General features: G+C 64.6%; 20 protein-coding genes. 16 read left to right on the forward strand and 4 right to left on the reverse strand.

What is annotated here, in order from left to right:
* Window positions 1-91 precede the first annotated feature (91 nt).
* The 3 genes from AC07OK_RS16470 to AC07OK_RS16480 all read right to left on the reverse strand — a co-directional run bounded on the left by AC07OK_RS16470 (window position 92) and on the right by AC07OK_RS16480 (window position 3,348).
* The gene (locus AC07OK_RS16470) at window positions 92-934 is read right to left on the reverse strand and encodes a hypothetical protein (protein WP_494691332.1); all 843 of its coding nucleotides are present in this window, start codon (window positions 932-934) and stop codon (window positions 92-94) included.
* A gap of 19 nt (window positions 935-953) precedes the next feature.
* On the reverse strand, window positions 954-1,520 hold the full coding sequence (gene greB / locus AC07OK_RS16475; protein ID WP_494691333.1) for a transcription elongation factor GreB: 567 nt from the start codon (window positions 1,518-1,520) through the stop codon (window positions 954-956).
* Between the two features lie 76 nt (window positions 1,521-1,596).
* Window positions 1,597-3,348 carry a lactonase family protein gene (locus AC07OK_RS16480; protein WP_494691334.1) on the reverse strand — a complete coding sequence of 584 codons (1,752 nt, stop codon included), beginning with the start codon at window positions 3,346-3,348 and terminating at the stop codon, window positions 1,597-1,599.
* Window positions 3,349-3,522: 174 nt separating this feature from the next.
* Between AC07OK_RS16480 and AC07OK_RS16485 the strand changes: the two genes are divergently transcribed.
* From AC07OK_RS16485 to AC07OK_RS16540, 12 genes are all read left to right on the forward strand, one after another.
* Entirely contained in the window at window positions 3,523-4,092 is a 570-nt protein-coding gene (locus AC07OK_RS16485) for a hypothetical protein (RefSeq protein ID WP_494691335.1), read from the forward strand.
* A 26-nt stretch (window positions 4,093-4,118) separates the two neighbouring features.
* Entirely contained in the window at window positions 4,119-5,303 is a 1,185-nt protein-coding gene (locus AC07OK_RS16490; RefSeq protein WP_494691336.1) for a sensor histidine kinase, read from the forward strand.
* 43 nt (window positions 5,304-5,346) lie between these two features.
* On the forward strand, window positions 5,347-5,994 hold the full coding sequence (locus tag AC07OK_RS16495; protein ID WP_008451315.1) for a response regulator: 648 nt from the start codon (window positions 5,347-5,349) through the stop codon (window positions 5,992-5,994).
* Window positions 5,995-6,144: 150 nt separating this feature from the next.
* Window positions 6,145-7,722 (forward strand): GGDEF domain-containing protein, encoded by a 1,578-nt coding sequence (locus AC07OK_RS16500; protein WP_494691337.1) that lies wholly within the window; start codon window positions 6,145-6,147, stop codon window positions 7,720-7,722.
* A 298-nt stretch (window positions 7,723-8,020) separates the two neighbouring features.
* A complete protein-coding gene (locus tag AC07OK_RS16505) occupies window positions 8,021-9,601 on the forward strand; it encodes a flagellin N-terminal helical domain-containing protein (RefSeq protein WP_494691338.1) in 1,581 nt (526 codons plus the stop codon).
* A gap of 90 nt (window positions 9,602-9,691) precedes the next feature.
* Window positions 9,692-10,081 carry a flagellar protein FlaG gene (locus tag AC07OK_RS16510; RefSeq protein WP_494691339.1) on the forward strand — a complete coding sequence of 130 codons (390 nt, stop codon included), beginning with the start codon at window positions 9,692-9,694 and terminating at the stop codon, window positions 10,079-10,081.
* Window positions 10,082-10,329: 248 nt separating this feature from the next.
* Complete coding sequence (gene fliD / locus AC07OK_RS16515) at window positions 10,330-13,014, forward strand: flagellar filament capping protein FliD (RefSeq protein ID WP_494691340.1); 2,685 nt, start codon at window positions 10,330-10,332, stop codon at window positions 13,012-13,014.
* Between the two features lie 28 nt (window positions 13,015-13,042).
* Entirely contained in the window at window positions 13,043-13,477 is a 435-nt protein-coding gene (gene fliS, locus AC07OK_RS16520; protein WP_494691341.1) for a flagellar export chaperone FliS, read from the forward strand.
* Window positions 13,478-13,480: 3 nt separating this feature from the next.
* Complete coding sequence (locus AC07OK_RS16525) at window positions 13,481-13,810, forward strand: flagellar protein FliT (RefSeq protein WP_494691342.1); 330 nt, start codon at window positions 13,481-13,483, stop codon at window positions 13,808-13,810.
* 14 nt (window positions 13,811-13,824) lie between these two features.
* Window positions 13,825-15,462, forward strand: a complete 1,638-nt coding sequence (gene fliK, locus AC07OK_RS16530; RefSeq protein WP_494691343.1) for a flagellar hook-length control protein FliK — start codon at window positions 13,825-13,827, stop codon at window positions 15,460-15,462.
* Window positions 15,459-15,791 carry an EscU/YscU/HrcU family type III secretion system export apparatus switch protein gene (locus tag AC07OK_RS16535; RefSeq protein WP_494691344.1) on the forward strand — a complete coding sequence of 111 codons (333 nt, stop codon included), beginning with the start codon at window positions 15,459-15,461 and terminating at the stop codon, window positions 15,789-15,791. The genes fliK and AC07OK_RS16535 overlap by 4 nt, the downstream gene beginning before the upstream one ends.
* 14 nt (window positions 15,792-15,805) lie before the next feature.
* Window positions 15,806-16,564, forward strand: coding sequence for a flagellar brake protein (locus tag AC07OK_RS16540; RefSeq protein ID WP_494691345.1), 759 nt, complete (start codon window positions 15,806-15,808; stop codon window positions 16,562-16,564).
* Window positions 16,565-16,575: 11 nt separating this feature from the next.
* On the opposite strand, the gene fliE is transcribed toward AC07OK_RS16540, so the two are convergent.
* Window positions 16,576-16,920: a flagellar hook-basal body complex protein FliE gene (gene fliE, locus AC07OK_RS16545; protein ID WP_494691346.1), complete on the reverse strand. Its 345-nt coding sequence runs from the start codon at window positions 16,918-16,920 to the stop codon at window positions 16,576-16,578.
* Window positions 16,921-17,147: 227 nt separating this feature from the next.
* On the opposite strand from fliE, the gene fliF reads away from it, so the two are divergent.
* The 4 genes from fliF to fliI are packed head-to-tail and all read left to right on the forward strand — an operon-like array spanning window position 17,148 to window position 22,077.
* On the forward strand, window positions 17,148-18,899 hold the full coding sequence (gene fliF / locus AC07OK_RS16550) for a flagellar basal-body MS-ring/collar protein FliF (RefSeq protein ID WP_494691347.1): 1,752 nt from the start codon (window positions 17,148-17,150) through the stop codon (window positions 18,897-18,899).
* A complete protein-coding gene (gene fliG / locus AC07OK_RS16555; RefSeq protein ID WP_008451337.1) occupies window positions 18,892-19,890 on the forward strand; it encodes a flagellar motor switch protein FliG in 999 nt (332 codons plus the stop codon). Before fliF ends, fliG begins: the two co-directional genes overlap by 8 nt.
* Complete coding sequence (locus AC07OK_RS16560) at window positions 19,890-20,645, forward strand: flagellar assembly protein FliH (RefSeq protein WP_494691348.1); 756 nt, start codon at window positions 19,890-19,892, stop codon at window positions 20,643-20,645. Before fliG ends, AC07OK_RS16560 begins: the two co-directional genes overlap by 1 nt.
* A gap of 1 nt (window position 20,646) precedes the next feature.
* A complete protein-coding gene (gene fliI / locus AC07OK_RS16565) occupies window positions 20,647-22,077 on the forward strand; it encodes a flagellar protein export ATPase FliI (RefSeq protein ID WP_494691349.1) in 1,431 nt (476 codons plus the stop codon).
* Window positions 22,078-22,098 lie beyond the last annotated feature (21 nt).

Consider the following 22,098-nt stretch of genomic DNA (forward strand, 5'->3'; position numbering starts at 1 on the left):
ATGCATGCGCCGTTTTTAAGATAGAAAGTTAACAGCTTCCTCAAATGTTTACAAGAAATTTGAGGGGAAGGTTCAGGACTTGACCCCCGTGTTATTTGAACGGATCGTACCAATAGGCGCTGTTGGCCAACGGCGTTTGCGGCGACAGCAATGGATTGTCCAGCCTGAAGATGCGGCGCGAACGCAGCCCCGCTTTCTCGATCAGGCCGTCGTAAAACTGATGGAAGATCTGGTCGAAGCGGCCGTCCGCGATCAGCTGCTGCAGGCCATACTCCAAGCGCTGCGCCAGCCTCGGCGGCCCGCCGACAAAGAAGTAGCGCGGCAACGGCACGTAGATCGCCAGACTACGCTCGACCGCCAGCTGCGGGAACGTCGCCGCATATTCTTCGCGCTCGAACAGCGCCTCGTCTATCGAGCGCGGGAAGTACTGGAAGCGGTGCGCCGCCAGCATGCGGTGCAGGCCCGACGTGGTCGCGCCGGTCTGCACCGTGAAGCCGGACTGCAACAACACCGCCGTCGAACTCCACTGCCGCCCCGCCCCCAGGCTCTTGGCCTTGAGCTGCGCCAGCGTGCGCACCTTCGAGAACTCCGCCTGGTCGCGGCCGTCGATCAATGCGATGCGGTAGCCCGACAGCCCCTTGTCCACCGGTATCCGCACCGGGATCAGCTTCCGCTCCCATTCCAGCGATGTCACCTGCGCGCTCAGGTTGACGTCGCGCCCGCTGATCATCTCCAGCATCAACCGGTCGCGCTGCACGCGCAGCGTCGAGATCTTCAACTCGTAAGCGCCGTACTTGGCGCGCGAAGCCTCCAGTGCCGCCGTCAGCAGACGCTGGATGTGACTGTCGTTATAATCGGATTTGCTGGAGTTCAGGTCGATGACGTAGCGATCCAGCGCCGCCGCCTGCGTCTGCCAGCACAGCAGCGCCAGCAAGCAAGCCCAGCGGCGTAGGCTAATCGGCAGCCGGGGCCGGATACGTCACCTCGAGGATTTCCAGCTCCTCCACGCCGTGCGGCGCCTGGAAGGTGATGACGTCGCCTTCGCGCGCCTTGGTCAGCGCGCGCGCCACCGGCGCCACCCAGCTGATCTTGCCGTTCAGCGGATCGAGCTCGTCGATGCCGACGATGGTGATGGTGCGCGTTTCATCCAGCTGGTTGCAATAGGTGACCGTGGCGCCGAAGAACACCTGGTCGCTGCCGTGGTGCACGCTGGGGTCGACGATGGCGGCCGAATCCATGCGCTTGGTCAGGAAGCGGATGCGGCGGTCGATCTCGCGCAGCCGCCGCTTGCCGTAGATATAATCGCCGTTTTCCGAGCGGTCGCCGTTGGACGCGGCCCAGTGCACGATGCGCACCACCTCCGGCCGGTCGACGTCGATCAGCTGCAACAGCTCCTCCTTGATGCGCTGATAACCTTCGGGACGGATATAGTTCTTCGACCCGGCCGGGATCGCCAGCGCGAGCGCCGCGGCTTCCTCGTCGTCGTCCTGGTCCGACTCTTTGACAAATGCTTTGTTCATGCGGGCTATTGTAACGGCTTCGGCGGTGGACGGGGTGCTTAGCCCTCGCCCATAAATCCGCCGACAGTGCGTTCAGCTACAGCTTCAGCGCGACGGTGATGGTCTGCGGCACACCATGTATGCCATCGGCCTGCACGTCGAATTCGATCATGCCGGTGGTCAGGTCCGTCAGAACATAACTCCAATTTCCTTGCGTATCGGCGACCGTGCTCACCGAAGTCAGCCAGCCGGTGCTTTGGTTGGTTGCCGTCAGCATGACCGTGGCGCCAGGCGCCGCCGTGCCCGTCAGCGGCAGCTCGGGCTGACTCCAGACCGGCGCCGGCGCCACGATGGTCGGAATAACCGCGTCGTTGATGGCGACTGTTACCTTGACCGGCTTGATGACGGTGTATTCGACATCGCTGCTGCTCACCGTGTTGGTCACGGCGCCGCTATGCAGACCTTGTGCAATCCCGTCGTTCGGCGCTTGCACACTGACGACTTGCGGCTGGTTCCAGTTGTCCGGCGTAAAGGTCAGTTGTGGACGCGCCAGGGTCAATTGCGTATCAGCCGACAGCGCTACGTTGACGTCGGCATCCGGTGCCTGCGCAAGCACCGCGGTATAGGTGCCGGCAATGCCGCCTTCCGTCAAGGACAAAGCGCTGGCGGAGAGATTCAGACCGGGCCGCGCGCCGAAGTCGATCAGCATGATGCCGCGCCCGGGTCCGCTAGGCATCTGGTTGACCTGAGAGACCACATAGCGGTTATCTGCGCTAACCCGCATCGCCGCGCTATACGGTGCGGCGGCGCTACGAATTTTTTTAGTCAGGCGGTCGTAGACGTACAAGTTACCGCTGCCAAAGTAGGATACATACCGGCCATTGGCGCTTAACGATACGCCGCCGAACGTCGCCACCGCAGTTCCGCTGATCAGTTCAAGTTTTCCGGTGCTGCGGTCCCGCAAAAAAACGCCGCGGGTGGCCCCTCCTTGACTGGTGACCAGATTAGTCGCACCCGAACCAAATGCGACAAAATTAGCATCAGCGCTCATCGCAACTTCGGCCTCGCTGCCATTGCTGTGCACCCCAGTCGGGCTCACGTTGACCACTTCGGTCACACCTGTGACCTTGTCGAACACCGCCAAGTCATTAAAGACACTGTAAGGCGTGGCCCTGCCCGAATAAGACACGTAGCGACCATCCTGGCTGACGCTCAGCGGTACCAGCTGCTGGCCGACATAGGTTGATGTCGCGGCGGTTACCTGATCCGCTTTATTCACCATATTCCTGATCGTGAGCGTGTACGAGCCATTGCCGTTAGCGAGAACTTTCCGGGTGCGGAAAGCCGCATATTTCCCGTCCAGACTGAGGCCGATCGGATTGCTCAGGTCTATGATGGCGTTGACGGAGCCTTGCGCTACCAGCTCGGTTTTGTTTTTCAGACGGTCATACACCAAATACGATTGCCCGGCATATTTCAACTCGCTACCAGGTACGCCCATCTGCAACCCGTTACAAACAAACACCGCGTACAAGGCTTCATTGCTCAGGACCGGCAAGTCGCACTTGGCGTTCACGGGAGCGCCGCCGCCAATCTTCTGGTTAGCCTGAATCGTCGCACCGGTAGTTCGGTCATAAATATAGATATCGCTGGTCGTACCGGTCGGATTGTCCTGCCGAAATGCCAGATACCGGCCATCCGGACTGATGGTGACCGCAGAAAGGTTCCCGGCAGCAGCGCCCAGCGGTTGTAGATAGGAAATAATGGGCGCTGGCATGGCCGAGGCCCATGCCGCAATCGTCAAACCCAGTATGGCGCCGGCACAACGGGTGTAGCTCAATGTCTTCATGCGAACTCCTAAATGTATTTGGCAAAAAATAATTTCCAATGAGAAACTAATTAAATATTACCATGGAAACATTGCTTAAATTAGTTATTTGGAACTTAATTTCTCGTGGGTGACCACTTCCCCGCGAGCGCGAAGCTTCACGTATGATGATGCCCACAGAACAACGCTGAGACGATGAAACCCTTCCACCGCTTTTTCCGCTCGCTGTTTGCCCCGCTGGTCTACCTGGCGGCCCTGCTGTTGCTGCTGGAAGACTGGCTGTGGGACGTCGGCATGCGCGTGCTGCGCCGCCTGTCTTCCTGGCCGCCGCTGCACCGGCTGGAGGCCTGGATCTGCACGCTGGGCCCGCACGCGGCGCTGGCGCTGTTCGTGCTGCCGGCCATGCTGCTGTTCCCGGTCAAGCTGCTGGCGCTGTGGGCGATGGCGCACGGCCACGCGCTGCTGGGCCTGCTCGTCATCGTGCTGGCCAAGCTCATCGGCGCGGCGGCGGTGGCGCGCATCTTCCTGCTGACGCGGCCAGTGCTGATGACCATCGTCTGGTTCGCCCGGCTGCTGCACTGCTTCCTGGCGCTGAAGGAGCGCTGGGTCGAACGGCTGCGCGCCACCCGCGCCTGGCGCCAGCTGAGCGCGCTGGCCAAACGCTGGCGCCACTGGCGCCAGCACGCCGTGCCGTCGCCGCGCGGCTGGATGGCGCGCTTCCGCCGCCTGCTGCGGCGCTTCCGCGCCCGCTGGCGCGCCCGCTAACCCTTTATACGATTTATACGATTACCATGAGCGCAGCCTCCCTCCCCCACCCCGACAGCACGGCCCTGGCCGACGAACTGGAACAGGTGCGCGCCCGCTTCGACGCCATCGTCTCCAACACGCCCGGCCTGGTCTACCAGTTCGTGCTGCACGCCGACGGCAGCGTCTCCTTCCCCTACCTGAGCGACGGCTGCCAGGCGCTGCTGGGCCTGCCGGCGGCCGAACTGCGCGCGCACCCCGCCCGCTTCCTCGAACTGATCCTGTCCGACGACCGCAAGTCCTACGTCGACGCCATGCAAGCCTCGGCGGCCGCGCTGTGGAGCTGGAACTGGGAGGGCCGCATCTGGGTCGACGCCTGGAAGGACGTCAAGTGGATCAACCTGCGCTGCACGCCGCACGCGCTGGCCGACGGCGCGGTGCGCTGGGACGGCATCATGACCAATATCAGCGAGAGCAAGCAGGAACAGCTGGAAGTGCGCCACTCGCGCGCCCGCCTGGCCGAGCTCAGCGCGCACGCCGAACGGGTCAAGGAACAGGAGCGCAGCCGCATCGCGCGCGAGATCCACGACGAGCTGGGCGGCAACCTGACGGCGATCAAGATGGCGGTCGCCATGCTGGCGGCCCGCCTGCACGAGCTGGGCGACTACCCGGCGCTGCGCGAAAAAACCGACTACGTCGACGCCCTGGTCGACCGCACCATCGACGCCGTGCACCGCATTTCGCTGGACCTGCGCCCGGCGCTGCTGGACCTGGGCCTGGCGGCGGCGCTGGAATGGCAGGTCAAGGAATTCGAAAAACAGACCGGCATCGCCTGCAGCTTCAACGCCAACCAGCGCGAGATCGATCTCGACAACGACCAGGCCACCGCCCTGTTCCGCATCGCCCAGGAGGCGCTGACCAATATCGCCAAGCACGCCGGCGCCACCCGCGTCAGCGTCAAGCTGGCGCGGCTGCGGCACCACATCAGCCTGAAAATCAGCGACAACGGCAGCGGCATCCGCCAGGCCGACCGCGCCAAACCGGCCTCGTTCGGCCTGCGCGGCATGGCCGAACGGGCGCGCGCGCTGGGCGGCACGTTGGCGCTGAGCCACGCGGCCGGCGGCGGCACCGTGGTGGCGATCAAAATTAAGCGCGAAACCGAGCGCGCGACCCTCATCGCGGCCGCCGCCGGCGCTACAATAGCGGGTGAAAACATTTCTGCTGTGAAATAGCAAATAAAGTAAAAAATAGTAAAAAGAGGAAACAGAGACCCGCATGTCAGAAAAAGCCATCATCAAGGTCTTCATCGCCGACGACCACGCCATCGTGCGGGAAGGCTTGAAACAAATCCTGGCCGAGACGCGCGACATCGTCGTCGCCGGCGAGGCGGAAAACGGCCTGGACGCCATCAAGCTGTTCCGCAAGTCCGACTGCCAGGTCATGCTGCTCGACATTTCGATGCCCGACCGCAGCGGCATCGAGGTGCTCAAGCAGATCAAGAAGGAAAAGCCGGAGCTGGCGGTGCTGATGCTGTCCATGCACCGCGAGGACCAGTACGCGATCCGCTCGCTCAAGGCCGGCGCGGCCGGCTACCTGACCAAGCAGAGCGCGCCGCGCGAGCTGGTGACGGCGATCCGCCAGGTCGCAGGCGGGCTCAAGTACATCAGCCCGGCGCTGGCGCAGGAACTGGCCAACCACGTCGGCGAGGACCACGAGGCGCCGCCGCACGACAGCCTGTCCGACCGCGAATACCAGACCCTGACCATGATCGCCTCCGGCAAGACGGTGGGCATGATCGCCAAGGAACTGTCGCTGTCGGTCAAGACGGTCAGCGAGTACCGGGCCCGGCTGCTGGTCAAGATGAAGCTGAAAAACAGCGCGGAACTGACCCATTACGCCATCAAAAACCAGCTGATAGAATAGCGATTCGCTAGGCGCCCGCCGCGCGCTTGCCGCTTTGCCTACGCTTGATGCCCTAATGAAAGATGCCTTCCGGCCTTTTATTCAAGCTATGCCGATCGGCGCCCGGACTTATTATGGTTTAATGAACAAACCTTTACGAGGCCGTATCTGATGTCCAGCAAACCATCCACTCCCGAGCAGAATCCGGCCGAGATCGCGCGCGAGGCCTTCAAGCGCCTGGCCGTGCGCCGCATCGCGCCAACGCCGGAAGCTTACCGCGACATCTACAATGAAATCGCCGGCGTCGCCGCCGCGCCGGCAGCCCCGATAGGCGCGGCCGATCCCGGCCCGGAATCGGTGCTCAGCCAGTTCGCCACCCGCCTGACCGAAAACACCGGCGACCTGGCCGACTTCGGCCGCCGCTTCAACCGCGCCGTCAAGTCGCGCGACTGGGAGGGCTATGCCAAGGCGCTGTCGCAACTGGTGGAAAAACACTTCGTCGGCAAGAAAGGCGGCATCGAAGTGGCCGGCCTGCTGCCCGAGGACGAACAAAGCCGCACCCTGCGCGACCTGCTGAGCCGCACCCTGACCTTTGCCGTGGCGTCGCTGCTGTCGGGCGCGCCGGTGCTGGTGGCCGAGGCCGAATCGCTGGGCGCGGCCACCAAGCTGGCCCACAGCGAGGAGGCGCTGGCCGAGATCGCCCTGCGGCTCAAGCAGCTGTGCTACCAGATCGAGTTGCGCGGCGGCGACAGCGGCGAGCAGCAGGAATTGCTGCTGCGCCTGTTCAAGCTGCTGCTGGAAAACGTCAGCGAGCTGCTCGACGACGACAGCTGGCTGCGCGGCCAGATCGAATCGGTGCAGAACCTGATCACCGGCCCGATCGACGTGCGCGCGCTGGAGGAAGCCACGCGCAGCCTGAAGGAAGTGATCTACAAGCAGGGCCAGCTCAAGCACAGCCTGTCGGACGTCAAGCTCACCGTCAAGAACATGATGATGACCTTTATCGACCGCCTCGGCCAAGTGGCGGCCTCGACCGGCGACTTCCACGAGAAGATCGGCGGCTATTCGGAAAAGATCAGCAAGGCCGACAATATCGCCGAGCTCAACAACATCCTCGACGAAGTGCTCAAGGAAACCCGGCTGGTGCAGAGCGAGGCGCTGAAGGCGCGCGACAAGATGGTGCTGGCGCGCCAGGAAGTGCAGGACGCCGAGAACCGCATCCACGCGCTGGAAGCCAAGCTGCAGCATTTGAGCGAACTGGTGCGCGAAGACCAGCTGACCGGCAGCCTCAACCGCCGCGGCCTGGACGACGTGTTCGAGCGCGAGACCGCGCGCGCCGACCGCCGCGGCACGCCGCTGTGCATCGCCATCCTCGACCTCGACGACTTCAAGAAGCTCAACGACACCTACGGCCACATCGCCGGCGACGCCGCCCTGAAGCACCTGGTCAAGATCGTCAAGGACACCCTGCGCTCGATGGACGTGATCGCCCGCTTCGGCGGCGAGGAATTCCTGATCCTGATGCCGGAAACCTCGGTCGAGGCGGCGGCCAGCACCATGACCCGGCTGCAGCGCGAGCTGACCAAGCACTTCTTCCTGCACGATAACGAGAAAGTGCTGATCACCTTCTCGGCCGGGGTGGCGCTGCGCCGTCCCAACGAGGAACAGACCGAACTGGTCAAGCGCGCCGACAAGGCCATGTACACCGCCAAGCAGACCGGCAAGAACCGGGTGGTGGTGGCCGAATAAGCCGCAGTTTGATCGATTCCACCCCAGCCCGGCGCCCGCCGGGCTTTTTTTTGCCCAAAAACAAGGGTGAAAAATAATTATTTTTGCCCTAAAGATTCCGCCATTGCTGTCGTTTAAACGGGCATGGGTGTTGAACTTTAGGCCAGCCAGAGAAAAAATCCCTCCTTTCCTGCCCTCAATTTTCCCACTGGGCAACCGTTACCAGTAACAACAGCGGTTTGAATGTCTCGGAACGTGGAGGCAGACCAATGGGAACTGAGCATATTGCCGAATCGAAGTATCAGTCTGGAGAAACATCATGGCACAAGTCATTAACACAAATATTGCATCGCTGAATTCGCAACGTAACCTGACCACGTCGCAAGCCTCGCTGTCGACTTCCCTGCAACGCCTGTCTTCCGGTTTGCGCATCAACAGCGCAAAAGACGACGCCGCCGGCCTGGCGATTTCCGAGCGCTTCACCTCGCAAATTCGCGGCAATACCCAGGCAGCACGTAACGCCAACGACGGCATCTCGCTGGCTCAAACGGCTGAGGGTGGCTTGAGCACCGCAGGCGATCTGCTGCAGCGTATCCGCGAACTGGCAGTCCAGTCCGCCAACGGCACCAACTCCGATTCCGACCGCAAGTCGATCCAAGGCGAGGTATCGGCCCTGTCGAGCGAGCTGGACCGCGTGGCCAACACCACCCAGTTCAACGGCCAGAACGTGCTCGACGGCTCGCTGACCGCGTCGCAGTTCCAGGTCGGCGCCAACGCCAACCAGACCATCAATGTGGGCATCCAGTCGGCCAAGGCCACCGATATCGGCAACAACACGCTGGACTCGCTGGTCGACGGCACCGCCGCCAACAGCGCTTCGTCGATCGCCGGTGCCGCCAACCAGATCACGGCCCAGAAGCTGACCTTCACTTCCGGCACCGGCACCACCACCAACGTCAACGTCGGCGCAGGGGATAGCGCCAAGAAAATCGCCGCCGGCGTCAACGCGCTGAGCAATTCGAGTGGCGTCAAGGCAACCGCCGTCACCACCGCCACCATCGCCGGCGGCGCAGCCGGCAACGCCGTCATCCCAGACGGTTCGGTCCAGTTCCAACTGCGCGGCGACAACTCGGTGGAAAACGACGCCAACTCGACCGCAGTGACCATTTCGGCCCAGGTCAAGGGCGGCGACCTGTCGGGGCTGGCTCAGGCGATCAATGCGCAAGTCGGCACCACCGGCATCAGCGCCTCGATCCAGACCAACGCCACCAGCGGCTTCAAGGAAGTCAAACTGACCAATGCATCCGGTGCGGACATCCAGCTCACGAACACCAACGTGGTCAGCGGCGCAGGGGTTGACTCCCTGGCGGGATCGGCACTGCGTGGCGCAGACAAGCCAGCCAGCGGTGCGACTGCCGCCGTTCCGGGCAACGTCGTGGCAATCCCAACCGGTGCCGCCGCCGGCGGCGCCGCTACCCAGGTCACCGTCGGCGGCAGCCTGAGCTTCTCGTCGGATAGCGGTTTCACGCTGGCATCCGACACCGGTACCGACATCGTCAACGTCACGTCCGGTTCAAACCTGCAATCGATCTCCAAGATTGACGTCAGCTCCGTGGCCGGCTCCAACGCCGCCCTGCTGACCATCGACTCGGCACTGAACCAGGTCAACAGCAACCGCGCCGCGCTGGGTGCGATCCAGAACCGTTTCGCCTCGACCATCTCGAACCTGAACACGACGACGGAGAACTTGTCCGCTTCGCGTAGCCGGATTCAAGATACCGACTTCGCGTCGGAAACGGCCAACCTGACCCGCGGCCAGATCCTGCAACAAGCCGGTACCGCCATCCTGGCCCAGGCCAACTCGCTGCCGAACGGCGTGTTGTCCCTGCTGCGTGGCTAAAATCCGGGGCAGGGTTGACGCGGTAAGGTCGCTCTGAACAGGTTCCCCGGTTGATTTATTCAACCGGGGATTTTTCACAAAGGAAGCATCATGACTATCGATACCATCGGCTCGGCCTCGCAGGCCCGCCCCGTAGACCGCCCGGCCGCTGCCGCCGGCGGCGATACCGCCGCGCAAGCAGCCGTGCGCGCACCGGCCACCGAGGTGGAAACCGCGGCCGCAGTCAAAGGCCCGGCCAACGTGCCCACGCTGGACCAGGTCAACCACGCCGTGTCGCAGCTGAACAAGTCGGCGCAGGCCAAGTCGCAGGGGCTAGAATTCTCGGTCGACAGCGACACCAAGCGCACCGTGGTCAAGGTCATCGATCAGACCACCAAGGAAGTGTTGCGCCAGATTCCCTCGCCCGAAGCCTTGGAAATCGCCAAATCGCTGGAATCGAACACTGGCGCCTCCGGCTTGCTGATCCAGCAAACCGCCTAAAGCGGCCGCGCTCGCGCGCGCCGCTTTTTCTGTCCTTAGGGCATCCTGTCCGCAGGTCTGCCGCCGCCTCGGATTTCACGGATCACGCCCGTCACGGAGTCATGTCCCCGCCCCGCCATCTGCCGCCGTGCAACGCGTGCGCTGCCGTTTTTTCAGCTTTGCCTGAACTGGCAGGTGTTCCCCCCTCTCAAGTCCGGTTTGATTCTGCCGATATTGTCTTATATTATTGCTTTACTTAGGAGCACATCGTGGGCATCTCTTCACCGGGCATCGGCTCTGGCATTCCGGTCGACTCTATCGTCAGCAAGCTGATGGCGGTCGAGTCCGCGCCGCTGGCCGATTTCGACAAGAAGTCGGCCAGCTACCTGGCGCAGGTGTCGGCCTTCGGCAATCTGTCGGGCGCGCTGGGCACCTTCCAGAGTTCGCTCGCTGGCCTGACTTCGGTCGCCAGCTTTCAGTCGTTGACCAGCACCCCCAGCGATCCCACGGTATTTACCGCCTCCACGAGCAGCACGGCACAGGCCGGGAGCTACCGCGTCAACATCAACCAGATCGCACAGGCGCAGACGCTGGCCTCCGGCGGCTACAAGAGCACCACGGCCGCCATCGGTCTGGGCGCCAAGACCACGATCAATTTCTCGCTCGGCACCGTCAGCGGCGGCAGCTTCGGCCTGGCTGGCACCCAGTTGGGCGCCAGCCTGTCGAGCGGAGGCCTGACGCAGGGCTCGCTGAGCATCAACAACACCGTCATCGCCAGCGACGGCACCACCCGCAGCGCGCGCCTGCTGGCCGACGCCATCAACGCCAAGAGCACCACCACCGGCGTGTCGGCCAAGGCCGCCCCCACCGTCACCAGCGCCACGCTGTTCGGCGCCGGCGGCGCCTCCAGCTTCGGCGATGTTGACACCAGCGGCGGCGGTACCTATTCGCTATCGGTCGGCGGCGTCGAAATCGCCGCGCAGGCGGCCGGCGGGGCCGCTGGCGCCGGCGTCAGCGCGGCCTCGATCGACGCCGCGCTGACCGGTAACACCGCCGCCACCCGCGCGCTGGCCGAAGTCAATATCACCGTCACCGGCACCGCCGCCGCCGGCACCTTGCAATTTACCAATGCCGACGGCAGCAATGTCGCCATCGCCGAGGCAGTCAGCGGCACCGTCACCGGCGGCATCGGCAACAGCGGCACGGCCAACATCGGCTCAAGCACCACGGCGGTCGGTTCGATCTCGCTGATCTCGGCCGACGGCAGCCCGATCAACATCGGCGGCACCAACCCGGCCGGCGCCGGCTTGTCGGCCGGCGTCGGCGGCGCCTACCTGGGCGCCAGCTTCACCGCCGATTCGAGTCGTACCAGCGGCAACATCGTGATTGACAGCTCCAATAACACTTTGCAAGGCATCCTGGCCGCGATCAACAAGGGCAACTTCGGCGTGACCGCCAGCCTGGTCTCGGACGGCGCCACCGGTGCCAACGCCACGCCCAACCACCTGATCCTGACCTCGACGGCCACCGGCGCCAGTTCAACCATGAAGATTACGCTGTCTGGGTCCGGCGGCAACCCACCTGACCCGGGCCTGGTGTCCCTGCTGGGCTACGATCCTGGTGGCGTACAAAGCTTGAGCCAGAAGGCGGCGGCGGCCGACACGCAGGCCACCGTCAACGGCATCGCGGTCACCAGTTCCAGCACCAGCATTTCCGGCGCCATCGCCGGCGTCACCGTCAATGCGCTCAAGGTGGGCAGTTCGACGTTGGCGGTAGCCAAGGACAGTGGCACGCTGACCAGCTCGGTCAATGGTTTCGTCAAGGCATACAACGACCTCAACAGCCAAATCACCCAGCTGGGCGCCTACGATCCCGAGACCAAGACCGGCGGTCCGCTGCTGGGCGACACCACGCTGCGCAATCTGCAGGCATCGATCCGGCGCCAGCTTGGCACCTCGATCACCGGCTTGCAAGGCACCAGCCTGACCAACCTGTCGCAAATTGGCATCTCATTCCAGAAGGATGGCACGCTGAGCCTGGACAACGCTAAGCTGCAAAAGGCCATTGCCGGCAACTTCAACGACATCGCCGGCCTGTTCGCGGCCGTTGGCCGCGGCACCGACCCGGATGTCAAGTTCGCCAGTTCCGGCACCAACACCAAGGCCGGCGACTACGCGATCAACATCACTCAACTGGCCACCCAAGGCACGCTGCAAGGCACCACCGTGCTGCCGGCCGAAACCGTAATCGATGCCGACACCACCTGGACCGTCACGCTGAACGATACCACGCCGGCCACGCTGGCCAACACCGCCACCATTTCTCTGCCGGCCGGCAGCTACAACCCCAGCCAGCTGGCCACGTTGCTGCAATCGTCGATCAACGGCGTCAGCGCGTTTTCCAACGCCGGCGCCACGGTCGCCGCCACGGTCGGCGACGACGGCAAGCTCAAGCTGGCTTCGACCAGCTATGGCGTCAAGTCGAACATTCATATCGCCAGCGCCACCGGCACCGATATCTCGACCGTGTTCGGCGCCGGCGCGTCGGTCGATGGCCTGGACGTGGCCGGCACCATCGGCGGCTACACCGCCACCGGCAGCGGCCAGACCTTGACCGGTTCGCCCGGCGCACCGGTCGACGGCCTGAAGCTGACCATCACCGGCGACACCATAGGCTCGCGCGGCAGCTTCGGTTTCTCGCAGGGCTACGCCTATCAGCTCAACGCGCTGGCGGCCGGCTATCTGGGCGCCAAGGGCGCGATCACCGGCCGCACCACCGGACTGAACAACACGGTCAAGGACATCGGCAAGCAGAAGGACGCCTTCGCCTCCCGCCTGGCCGGTATCGAAGCGCGCTACCGCGCGCAATACTCGGCACTCGACACCTCGATCGCCAGCATGAACACCACCGCGTCATTCTTGACGCAACAGTTCGCGGCGCTTGCCAAACAATAACCGCTAACGCTTTAACAGGAGACAGAGTATGTTCGGATCGCGACAAACTGGCGTAAGCGCCTATGCCAAGGTTGGCATGGAAACCGGCGTGGTCGCCGCCAGTCCCCACAAGCTGATCGTCATGTTGTTCGATGGCGCCCTGGTGGCGCTGAACAGTGCGCTCAACGGCATGCGCAATGGCGACATCGCTGAGAAAGGCAAATCGATCTCCAAGGCCATCATGATCATCGACAGCGGCCTGCGCGCCGCGCTCGACAAGAATGCCGGCGGCGAGATCGCCGAGGGCCTGGACGCGCTGTACGAATACATGAGCGCGCGCCTGCTGACGGCCAATATGAACAACGATCCAGCCATCCTGGAAGAAGTGCAGCGCCTGCTGACCGAGTTGCGCGACGCCTGGAATGCGATCGCCGACACCCCTGCCGCCACCGGCATCCGCCCCACCAATCTCGCGAGCGCCTGATCCATGATGACGAGTCAAGACATTTTATCCGTGTACGCCGCCATGGCCGAGCTGACCGAACAGATGGTGCAGGCCGCCACCAACAGCGACTGGGACCAGCTGGTCCTGCTGGAACAGCGCTGCGCCGCCCACGTGCAGGCGCTGCGCGAACAGGAACCGGCGCAGCCGATGCAGGGCGCCGAGCGCGAACGCAAGATCAGCCTGATCCACCAGATGCTCAACGCCGACCGCCAGATCCGCGACCTGACCATGCCGTGGATGGCGCAACTGTCCAAACTGATCAATTCCACCGGCACTGAACGGCGCGTCGTCAACGCCTACGGCAGCGTCTAAAGCAGGGGCGCGCCATGTTGCCGCCCATGATCACCATCCTGCCGGTCGGTCCGGCAGCCGAGGTTGGCGGCGTCGCGCCGGTCGGCGACGGCCGCCAGGCGGCCTTCCAGCGGGCGCTGCAAAGCCTGGTCGGCCAGTCGGTCACGGCCGAGGTGCTGTCCAAGTTCAACGACGGCAGCTTCCTGGTCAAGGTGGCCGACAACGCGGTGCGCATGATGCTGCCGCCGGAAGTGCAGGTCGGCGCCGAAGTGCCGCTGACCGTGCTGACCGCCCAGCCCCGCCCCACTTTCCAGCTCGGCAATAACAGCCCCGGCAGCTCGTCCACGCTGGTCTACAGTGAGCCGGCCGAAGCCGGCGACGGCCTGTACTCGCCCACCCTGCCCTCGCAAGACGCGCCGGCCGCAGCGCCGGCCACGCCCCGTCCAGCGACTGGCGCTGCTACGCCTGGCCAAACGGCCACGCCCGGCGCCGCCGCAGCGGGCTTGCCGGCCGAGGTCGATGGACTGCCTGGTCAGCTCAAACCTGGCACGCCAGCGGCCGCAGGATCGCCGGCAGGCGCGCCAGTTCCGGCGACGGGCGCGGCGCAGGCAGCAGCGGCAGGCACTGCCAGCGCAGCCGTAGCGGCTGAAACCGCCGAAAACCCAGCCGCATCGGCAGGCCGTCCCGCCAACACGCCGGCGACCGCCGCCAACGCAGCGACGCCCGTCCTGACTATGCCAGGCACGGCCGCCGCAGCCGGCGCTGCCGCCGATGCCGGTGCCCGTGCCGCCACTGCCGGTGCTGCTCGCGCTGATGCCGCCGGCGCCAGCGCCGCCGCCCAGGCTGGCGCCGCAAGCGCCGCGCCAGCGACCGGCGGCGCGCTCCCGGCGGAAGGCGTCAAACCGCAAAGCCTGGCCGCCATCTTGCTCGGCAAAGCGCCGCTGACGCCGTCCAACGAATTGCCCGACCTCGACCCCAGCACGCCGCAAACCACGCTGAGCAACGCCGCCCGCGTGCTCACCACCGTCCTCAGCACGGCGCAGGGCGGCGCCGGCGCGCAACTGGCGCTGGTCGGCAAGAGCGCGCTGTTCGGCAATGCCGCGCCGGCCGCCGAGCAGCTGGCGCTGAAGCTGCAGGACACCATCTCGCAGAGCGGCCTGTTCTACGAATCCCATGTCACCGAATGGGTCAAGGGCGAGCGCACCCTGCCCGAGCTGATGCGCGAGCCGCAGATGCAGCGCATGCTGCAAAGCGGCGAAAGCGCCGCCCGCGCCGCCGCCAACGGTCCCGACCTGAGCGCCGCGCAGCTGATCAACCAGCAACTGCACACCCACGAGCAAGGCCGGGTGCAATGGAACGGCGAAGCGTGGCCGGGCCAGCAGATGCAATGGGAAATCCGCCGCGACCAGCACCAAGGCCGCAAGGACGAGGGCAATGGCGCCGACGGCGAACCCGAACAGATCTGGCGCAGCGGCGTGCGCTTCCGCTTCCCGATGCTGGGCGCGGTGTCGGCGGCGGTGACGCTGATCGGCGGCCAGGTGCATATCCAGGTGCAAGCCGACGACGGCGACAGCGCCGACACCCTGCGCGCCTACGCCAGCGTGCTGGAGCAGGCGATGGAGGCGGCCGGCACGCCGCTGTCCTCGCTGACCATCGCCCAGGAATCGCCATGACCGACGACCTGCGGCGCCGTCCGCTGCAGCAGGCGGTGGCCCTGACCTATGAGAACGGCGCCCCGGCGCCCAAGGTGGTGGCCAAGGGCCGCGGGCTGGTGGCCGAGCAGATCATCAGCGTGGCGCTGGAGGCCGGCGTGTTCATCCACGAGTCCAAGGAGCTTGTATCTCTACTCATGGATGTAGATCTAGATCAACAAATTCCGCCGACGCTCTATAGGACGATTGCGGAACTATTAGCGTGGCTATATCATATTGAATCAGCGCAAAAGTCTGGATTGCCGCTTCCAGCTGCGCCGGACACCAGCATCCCCCTTACAGAAATTTGACGCGAACGGCAGCGATGTACCCACACTTTCAGGATGCGGAATTGGAAAACTGGCACGATTTTGAAGTCGAATCACGGAAGGAGATCATCTCCTTGCTGCGCGGTATCGGCGAAAAGAATCAGTTGATCCGCATGTTGATCCATGGCGAATCCGACGTCTGCGTGACCTCGATCCTGGACGTGGACGAGCAGCACAGCGCGGTCTACCTGGATTGTTCGATCGACCGCGAGCAGAACAAGCGCATCCTGGCCTCGCGCCGGTTGTCGTTCGAGACCACGCTGGACAAGGTGCGCATCCTGTTTGGCGCCGACCGCATCGAAACGGCGACCTTTGAAGGCAGTCCGGCGTTCAAGATCGTCGTGCCGCCGTCGCTGATCCGCCTGCAGCGGCGCGAGTACTACAGGATTTCGACGCCGGTGACCAATCCGGTGCGGGTGCTGATCCCGCTGCCGGAGGAGCTGGGCGGCAGCACCACCTTCCCGCTGGCCGACATCAGCTGCGGCGGCATCGCCATCCTGGACAACAAGATGATCCTGGGCGACGCCATCGGCCGCAACTACCTCGATTGCAAGATCGACCTGCCGGAAGTGGGCCAGGTGGCGACCTCGCTACAGATCCGCAACTCGCTGGACCTGACGCTGCTCAACAACAAGACCAACCGCCGCCTGGGCTGCGAATTCGTCAACATCTCGCGCGGCATGCTGTCCTACGTGCAACGCTACATCACCAAGCTGGAGCGGGAACGCAACGCCCGCATCGCCGGCCTGATTTAACCCCGCTTTTCTTATACCTGCATGTTCATGATGTCGTGATAGGCCGACACCAGCTTGTTGCGCACCTGGATGGTGGCCTGGAAGTTGATGCTGGCCTTCTGCATCGAGATCATCATGTCCGACAGGTTGACGCTGTCGTCGCCCATCGCGAATTTCTTGCCCATGTCGTCGGCCTGCACCTGGCTGGTGTTGACGCCGTCGAGCGCGTTTTTCAGCGCGTCGGAAAACTCCACCCTGGTCGCCGCCGGCGCCTCGGTCTTGATCACCGGCGGCGTCAGCCCCGGACGCGTGGCGTGCGCCTTCAATTGGGCGATCATGGCCTGGATCTGGCTGCCGTCTATTCCACCTGTCTTCATTTCACTCTCCATCTTGTTGCTGCCATGGAATAAATTCCCACGGCACAGCCGAGCGCGGCGTTACAATACGGCACGGCTCTCTCAGTGCTGCCAGAATACCAAGAGCAAGGCCAGTTCCCATGGCCGAGCAGGACCGTAAACGGCGCTCTGTTTGGCCGATTGATTTGCCCGCAATCAGGCGATAATGGCTCATCCTCTCTAGAACCTCGCACCGGAAACCAACCATCATGGCCGTAGCCGAAACTATCGACAACGACACAGCAGCCGACGCCGCGGATGACGGAGCCGAGAAACTGCCCTTCATCCAGACGCCGATGGGCCGCAATTTCCTGCGCGCAGCCGGCGCGGCGGCCATCGCCGCCATCCTGCTCGGCCTGTGGCTGTGGAACAAGCCGCCCGACTACGGCGTGCTGTTCTCCAACTTCACCGACCGCGACGGCGGCGCCATCACGGCCGAGCTGGACAAGCTCAACGTCAAGCACAAGTTTTCCGAAAACGGCACCGCCATCCTGGTGCCGACCGAGCAGGTGCACGACATCCGCCTGAAACTGGCGGCCCAGGGCTTGCCCAAGGGCGGCAACGTCGGCTTCGAGCTGATGGAGAACCAAAAGCTGGGCGTGTCCCAGTTCCTGGAACAGGTCAACTACCAGCGCGCGCTCGAAGGCGAACTGGCGCGCTCGATCCAGTCGCTGGCGGCGATCGAGAACGCCCGCGTCCACCTGGCGCTGCCCAAGCCGTCCGTGTTCGTGCGCGACCAGCAAAAGCCGACCGCCTCGGTCATCGTCACCCTGCACCCGAACCGCCAGCTCGATCCGTCCCAGACCGCCGCCATCGTGCACCTGGTCGCCTCCAGCGTGCCGGAACTGCTGCCGGCCAACGTCAGCGTCATCGACCAGGCCGGCAACCTGATTTCCGACCAGAGCAAGAACGGCAGCGCCGGCCTCAACGCCAAGAACATGGACGAGACCCAGCTCAAGTATGTCAAGGACATGCAGCTGCAGGTCATCAAGCAGGTCGAGTCGATCATCATCCCCATCGTCGGCGAAGGCAATGTGCGCGCCGAGGCCACCGCCGACGTCGATTTCGCCCAGATCGAACAGGCGGCCGAAACCTACAAGCCGAACTCGCCGCCGGCCGCCTCCGCCATCCGCAGCCAGCAGAGCAGCGAAACCAACGGCAACAACGGCAGCACCAATCCGGGCGGCATCCCGGGCGCGCTGTCGAACCAGCCGCCGGGCACCGCCACCGCGCCGCTGACCCAGACCGCCGGCTCGCCGACCGCCACCGCGCCGGCGCCGGGCACGCCGCCGGGCGCCGCCGCCAGCACCACGGCCAACGGCCCCAACCACAAGGAATCGACCACCAACTACGAAGTCGACAAGACCGTGCGCTACGAGCAGCGCGGCATGGGCGGCCTGCGCCGCATGACGGTGGCGGTGGTGGTCAATTACAAACGCATCGTCGGCAAGGATGGCAAAGTCACCATCAAGGCCTATACTCCTGAAGAGATGGTCAAGATCAACGACCTGGTCAAGCAGGCCATGGGCTACAACCAGGACCGCGGCGACGCCGTCAGCGTGGCCAATTCGCCGTTCGACGGCGTCGACAAGCCGTTCGAAGCGCCGCCGGAATGGTGGCGCGATCCGGCCAACTTGCCGATGGCCAAGGATCTGGCGAAGTTCCTGATCACCGCGCTGATCCTGCTGTACATCGTGCTGCGCATCGTCAAGCCGATGATGCGCCCGGTGTTCAAGAAGATCGACGAGATCAACGCGCCGGAGCCGGAACCGGAAGAGCCGGAGGAAGTGGTCGAGGAAGGCCCGGACGCGGCCCTCATCGCCGAAGAAGAATTGCGCAAGATGGAAGAAAACACCGTGCGCTCCTACCGCGAAAATCTGGCCATGGCCAAGAAACTGGCCACCGAAGATCCGCGCATCGTTGCCAACGTGATCAAAGAATGGATAGGCGCAAATGACTGAGAATACCGGACTGCAAAAGGCCGCCATCCTGATGCTGGCCATGGGCGAGAGCGAGGCCGCCGAGGTGATGAAGTTCCTCGGCCCGCGCGAAGTGCTCAAGCTGGGCGCCGCCATGGCGACCATGAAGAACGTGCCGCACGAGGAAGTGGTGGGCACCTTGGACAACTTCCGCGACATGGTCGCGGCCGCCTCCACCGTGGGCCTGGATTCGGACGAGTACATCCGCCAGGTGCTGACCAAGGCGCTGGGCGACGACAAGGCCTCGGTGCTGCTGTCGCGCATCCTGGGCGGCAAGGACGCGTCCGGCATCGAATCGCTGAAGTGGATGGATTCGCAATCCGTGGCCGAGCTGATCCGCAACGAACACCCGCAGATCATCGCCACCATCCTGGTCCACCTGGAGCGCGACCAGGCCTGCGAAATCCTCGGCCACTTCACCGACCGCCTGCGCAACGACGTGGTGCTGCGCATCGCCACCCTGGACGGCGTGCAGCCGGCCGCGCTGCGCGAGCTGAACGACGTGCTCACCAAGCTGCTGTCGGGCAACGAGAACATCAAGAAATCGTCGCTGGGCGGCGTGCGCGCGGCGGCCGAGATCCTCAACTTCATGTCGGGCGAGCAGGAAGGCTCGGTGATGGACAACATCAAGAACTACGACAACGACATGGCGCAGAAGATCATGGACGAGATGTTCGTGTTCGACAACCTGATCGATATCGACGACCGCGGCATCCAGCTGCTGCTGCGCGAAGTGCAGTCGGAAATGCTGATCATCGCCTTGAAGGGCGCGTCGCAGGAACTGCGCGACAAGATCTTCAAGAACATGTCGGCCCGTGCCTCGGAAATGATGCGCGAGGACCTGGAATCGAAAGGCCCGGTGCGCCTGTCCGAAGTGGAAACCCAGCAGAAGCAGATCCTGCAAATCGTCCGCCGCCTGGCCGACGAAGGCCAGATCGTGCTGGGCGGCAAAGGTGAGGATTCCTTCGTCTAATGTCTCTGCTACCAAAAGAACAGCAATCGGCCTTCCAGCGCTGGGAGATGACCTCGTTTGGCGACGAGCGTCCCCGGGTGATCGCGCAGCGCGAAGCCGAGCAGCGCCTGCGCGACGCCGAACAGGCCCAGCTGGACGCCGAGCAGCGCGTGCAAGATGCGCTGCAGGAACAGCAGGAGGCGCTGGAAATGGGCCCGCCGCTGCCGCCGCCGATGGACTACCCCACCGTTGAAGAACTGGAAGCGATCCGCGAGGAAGCCCGCAAGGACGGCTACGACGAAGGCCACGCGGCCGGCCACGCCGACGCCATCGAGGCCGGCAAGCTGGTCACGGCCGATGAGCTGGAACACCTGCGCAGCCTGGCCGCCAACTTCACCACCTCGCTGCAGGACGCCGACCAGCTGATCGCCAGCGACGTGCTGGAACTGGCCCTGCAACTGGCCAAGGGCATGCTGAAAAACGCGCTGCAGGTCAAGCCCGAACTGATCCTGCCGATCGTGCGCGAAGCCATCGAATACCTGCCGGTGCTGCAACAGCCGGCGCTGCTGGTGCTGCACCCGGACGACGCCGCCGTGGTGCGCGGCGGCATCGGCGAGGAGCTCGACAAGGGCGGCTGGCGCGTGGTCGAAGACCCGCAGGTCGGCCGCGGCGGCTGCAAGGTCGATACCGCCAGCAACCAGATCGACGCCACCGCCGCCGCCCGCTGGCAGCGCCTGAGCCACGCGCTCGGCAAAGAAGTGGACTGGCTGGCCTGACATGGACGCCGCCGTCCCGCCCCTCCCACCCGCCTCCGCCCCGGCCAGCCCGCATGCCGGCCGCTGGAAGTCCTATCTGCACGATTGCGGCGCGCTGGTCGGCTTTGTCGAGCCGATGCAGGTGTCGGGCCGCGTCACGCGCGTGGCCGGGCTGGTGATGGAAGCGGTCGGCCTGCGCCTGGCCGTGGGCGCCGCCTGCACCGTGCCGCTGCCGTCCGGCGGCAAGATCGAGGCCGAAGTGGTCGGTTTCGAGGGCGACAAGCTGTTCCTGATGCCGCAAAGCGATGTCGAAGGCGTGGTGCCCGGCACCCGGGTGTTCCCGGTCGAGCCGGCCATTCCCCGTCCCGGCAGCGTCAACCATCCGCGCCGCCGCCCCAGCGACCGCGCGCGCCACCTGCCGGTCGGCCCCGAACTGCTGGGCCGCGTGCTGGACGGCGCCGGCCGCCCGCTCGACAGCCTGGGCCCGCTGCACGCCTCCGACAGCGCGCCGATCAACACCCGCCCCGCCAACCCGCTGGGCCGCGCGCCGATCACCGAAACGCTGGACGTCGGCGTGCGCTCGATCAACGCCATGCTGACCGTCGGCCGCGGCCAGCGCATGGGCCTGTTCGCCGGCTCGGGCGTCGGCAAGTCTGTGCTGCTGGGCATGATGGCGCGCTACACCGAGGCCGACGTCATCGTGGTCGGCCTGATCGGCGAACGGGGACGCGAGGTCAAGGAATTCATCGAGCAGATCCTGGGCGAGGATGGCCTGGCCCGCTCGGTCGTCGTGGCGGCCCCGGCCGACACGCCGCCGCTGATGCGCCTGCAGGGCGCGGCCTACGCCACCGCGATCGCCGAGCACTTCCGCGACCAGGGCCAGAACGTGCTGCTGATCATGGATTCGCTGACCCGCTACGCCATGGCGCAACGCGAAATCGCGCTGGCCATCGGCGAACCGCCGGCCACCAAGGGCTATCCGCCGTCGGTGTTCGCCAAGCTGCCGATCCTGGTCGAACGCGCCGGCAACGGCGAAATGGGCGGCGGCTCGATCACCGCCTTCTACACCGTGCTGACCGAGGGCGACGACCAGCAGGACCCGATCGCCGACGCCGCGCGCGCCATTCTCGACGGCCACATCGTGCTCAACCGCCGCCTGGCGGAAGCCGGCCACTACCCCGCGATCGACATCGAACAGTCGATCAGCCGGGCCATGCACTCGATCACCTCGCCCGAGCACCAGACCCGCTCGCGCCACCTGAAGCAGCTGTTCTCGCGCTACGAGCGCAGCCGCGACCTGATCAGCGTCGGCGCCTATGCGCCGGGCAGCGATCCGGTGCTCGACCAGGCCATCCAGTTGCATGACCGGATAGAGAATTTCCTCCAGCAGCAAATCAGCGAACGGGTGACCATGGGCGAGAGCTTGGCCCAACTTACCTCTCTATTCGACTGATGGGCGCTGACAACAGCCACC

This window comes from Duganella sp. GW821-FHT07G03 (assembly GCF_059418605.1).

Excerpts from the sequence above, each read along its gene's own strand:
- AC07OK_RS16500 (WP_494691337.1), top strand. The coding sequence starts at position 6,145 with ATGTCCAGCAAACCATCCACTCCCGAGCAGAATCCGGCCGAGATCGCG.
- AC07OK_RS16505 (WP_494691338.1), top strand. The coding sequence starts at position 8,021 with ATGGCACAAGTCATTAACACAAATATTGCATCGCTGAATTCGCAACGT.
- AC07OK_RS16485 (WP_494691335.1), top strand. The coding sequence starts at position 3,523 with ATGAAACCCTTCCACCGCTTTTTCCGCTCGCTGTTTGCCCCGCTGGTC.
- AC07OK_RS16480 (WP_494691334.1), bottom strand. The coding sequence starts at position 3,348 with ATGAAGACATTGAGCTACACCCGTTGTGCCGGCGCCATACTGGGTTTG.
- AC07OK_RS16490 (WP_494691336.1), top strand. The coding sequence starts at position 4,119 with ATGAGCGCAGCCTCCCTCCCCCACCCCGACAGCACGGCCCTGGCCGAC.
- AC07OK_RS16510 (WP_494691339.1), top strand. The coding sequence starts at position 9,692 with ATGACTATCGATACCATCGGCTCGGCCTCGCAGGCCCGCCCCGTAGAC.
- fliG (WP_008451337.1), top strand. The coding sequence starts at position 18,892 with ATGACTGAGAATACCGGACTGCAAAAGGCCGCCATCCTGATGCTGGCC.
- AC07OK_RS16535 (WP_494691344.1), top strand. The coding sequence starts at position 15,459 with ATGACCGACGACCTGCGGCGCCGTCCGCTGCAGCAGGCGGTGGCCCTG.
- fliS (WP_494691341.1), top strand. The coding sequence starts at position 13,043 with ATGTTCGGATCGCGACAAACTGGCGTAAGCGCCTATGCCAAGGTTGGC.
- fliE (WP_494691346.1), bottom strand. The coding sequence starts at position 16,920 with ATGAAGACAGGTGGAATAGACGGCAGCCAGATCCAGGCCATGATCGCC.
- AC07OK_RS16495 (WP_008451315.1), top strand. The coding sequence starts at position 5,347 with ATGTCAGAAAAAGCCATCATCAAGGTCTTCATCGCCGACGACCACGCC.
- fliK (WP_494691343.1), top strand. The coding sequence starts at position 13,825 with ATGTTGCCGCCCATGATCACCATCCTGCCGGTCGGTCCGGCAGCCGAG.
- AC07OK_RS16540 (WP_494691345.1), top strand. The coding sequence starts at position 15,806 with ATGTACCCACACTTTCAGGATGCGGAATTGGAAAACTGGCACGATTTT.
- AC07OK_RS16560 (WP_494691348.1), top strand. The coding sequence starts at position 19,890 with ATGTCTCTGCTACCAAAAGAACAGCAATCGGCCTTCCAGCGCTGGGAG.
- fliF (WP_494691347.1), top strand. The coding sequence starts at position 17,148 with ATGGCCGTAGCCGAAACTATCGACAACGACACAGCAGCCGACGCCGCG.
- AC07OK_RS16525 (WP_494691342.1), top strand. The coding sequence starts at position 13,481 with ATGATGACGAGTCAAGACATTTTATCCGTGTACGCCGCCATGGCCGAG.
- greB (WP_494691333.1), bottom strand. The coding sequence starts at position 1,520 with ATGAACAAAGCATTTGTCAAAGAGTCGGACCAGGACGACGACGAGGAA.
- fliI (WP_494691349.1), top strand. The coding sequence starts at position 20,647 with ATGGACGCCGCCGTCCCGCCCCTCCCACCCGCCTCCGCCCCGGCCAGC.